Annotated in this window: 3 protein-coding genes; 1 reads left to right on the top strand and 2 read right to left on the bottom strand. The window is 31.0% G+C overall.

The window, feature by feature from the left end:
* Positions 1–179 precede the first annotated feature (179 nt).
* A complete protein-coding gene (locus ACFSBH_RS12255; protein WP_251518010.1) occupies positions 180–587 on the top strand; it encodes a hypothetical protein in 408 nt (135 codons plus the stop codon).
* Here the strand turns inward: ACFSBH_RS12255 and ACFSBH_RS12250 are convergent.
* On the bottom strand, positions 576–971 hold the full coding sequence (locus ACFSBH_RS12250; RefSeq protein ID WP_251518008.1) for a hypothetical protein: 396 nt from the start codon (positions 969–971) through the stop codon (positions 576–578). The genes ACFSBH_RS12255 and ACFSBH_RS12250 overlap by 12 nt on opposite strands.
* A gap of 251 nt (positions 972–1,222) precedes the next feature.
* A partial coding sequence (locus tag ACFSBH_RS12245; protein ID WP_379597760.1) for a hypothetical protein occupies positions 1,223–1,510 on the bottom strand: 288 nt, incomplete at its 5' end.

The following is a 1,510-nucleotide window of genomic DNA, read 5'->3' as shown; positions in this document are numbered from 1 at the left end:
TTCCAATTAAAGAATTCAGGAGGGTTATTTGGCATGTGCAAAATAAGTATATCACAATTAATTTAAGTTTTTTAGAGAAAAATATTGACAACTATTAGCTGGTTTAGCTTAAAAATAAACATACTTATACATATAAAATAAATTAATTGAAATACTAATTAAAAAAGGTGGTGATTCAAATGAAAAAAATAACTATACTGTTTTTTCTAGTAACATTCTTATCTTTAAATACACAGTTTGCTTCAGCCGAGTCTATAAATGATAAAGAGTTTTGGAGCAAGTACCCTGATAATTCTGCAAATAATTTCCAAGACGTTAATTCATTTTATGATTCCCTTGATAAGAACGAGTATGTTGAATTTGAAAATGCAAAATTAAATATTCGTGAAAAAACTTATTTTAAAGATATTAACAAGGTTCTGTCTAAATCTGACGAGTATGGTGAATCAAGATCTGGTGGAAAAGGATACCATCCTGAAAGACAAGTATATGTATTTGTAACGGTAAGTGAGGATGGTAAAGAAATGATTACTGCGGTTTTTGACGCTGAGACTAAGAAACCCATTTCAGGAAGTTCAACCCCTTAAAAAAAGATCCATACAACTCCTAAGATGGGAGTTGTATGGATCTCTAATCAAAGAGTTCCTCATCCGGCCAGAGTTTGGAATAATGTTACGGAATTCTTTGTATTCATCTTCACCCAAAACATCTTGTAAACTATATCTATTATTTGTGCTATCAGCCTTTTTAAGACGGATTCCTAATTCAAGTTCCAGGTTCATTTCTCTTAGTCCCTCAAGTTCAGTATACATTTGTTCGTAAACTTTGTAATCGAGTACCACGGTATCAACACAATTATTTTCAAAGATAAATTGTGGTTGTTCTTTAGCTTTTTCTCGAATTTCTCTAAAACGGTTTGAAGCATAGGTAGCAGAACTTACTTGTTCCACATTAAAGTGTGGTTTGTCCATTACATTCCCCACCTTCCATCATAATTTATGATTTGTTGAACTTTCCTGCTCCAATAGTTAAGAAACCGTCTTACTCACGATCCCTTGTTGCATTAAAGCACCCGTTATTTGAACAACCCCTGTAAAGATTTCAAGTAATTATTAGTATCAAATAAAGATAATATCCATCAATAAACCAGTCAGTATTAGTAAAATTCCAAATGTTTAATGTTGAATGACTCTTTTAAATAATTCAGGTAGATGATGCGTTATTACTTTCTCACAACTGAGTGTAATTTTTCCAGGAGTTCATCCATACTATATGATTTCATTGCTGATTGAAATTGAATAAAATTAGAATATTTATCGCTATATTTAAATAATAGTGCATTCACTTCTTGACGATTCACGTCATACTTTATACATGTTTTTTCAAACTTTGGATATGTTGAGTAAAATGCTTCTTTTTTTAGTTTTTCATGTTTTTCTTTTTCCTCTTGTGCTCTTAGTTCAGCTTCCATTTCACCTATTGTTTTTGAAAATAAATCACGTTGAAAACG

The organism is Oceanobacillus luteolus (assembly GCF_042678205.1).
Lineage (GTDB): Bacteria > Bacillota > Bacilli > Bacillales > Amphibacillaceae > Oceanobacillus > Oceanobacillus luteolus.
Note: the sequence above shows the minus strand (reverse complement) of the source record. Positions and strands in the feature narration are given on the sequence as shown.

What these genes read in the sequence shown, in the direction of transcription:
- ACFSBH_RS12250 (WP_251518008.1), bottom strand. Translation starts at nt 971, where the DNA reads ATGGACAAACCACACTTTAATGTGGAACAAGTAAGTTCTGCTACCTAT.
- ACFSBH_RS12255 (WP_251518010.1), top strand. Translation starts at nt 180, where the DNA reads ATGAAAAAAATAACTATACTGTTTTTTCTAGTAACATTCTTATCTTTA.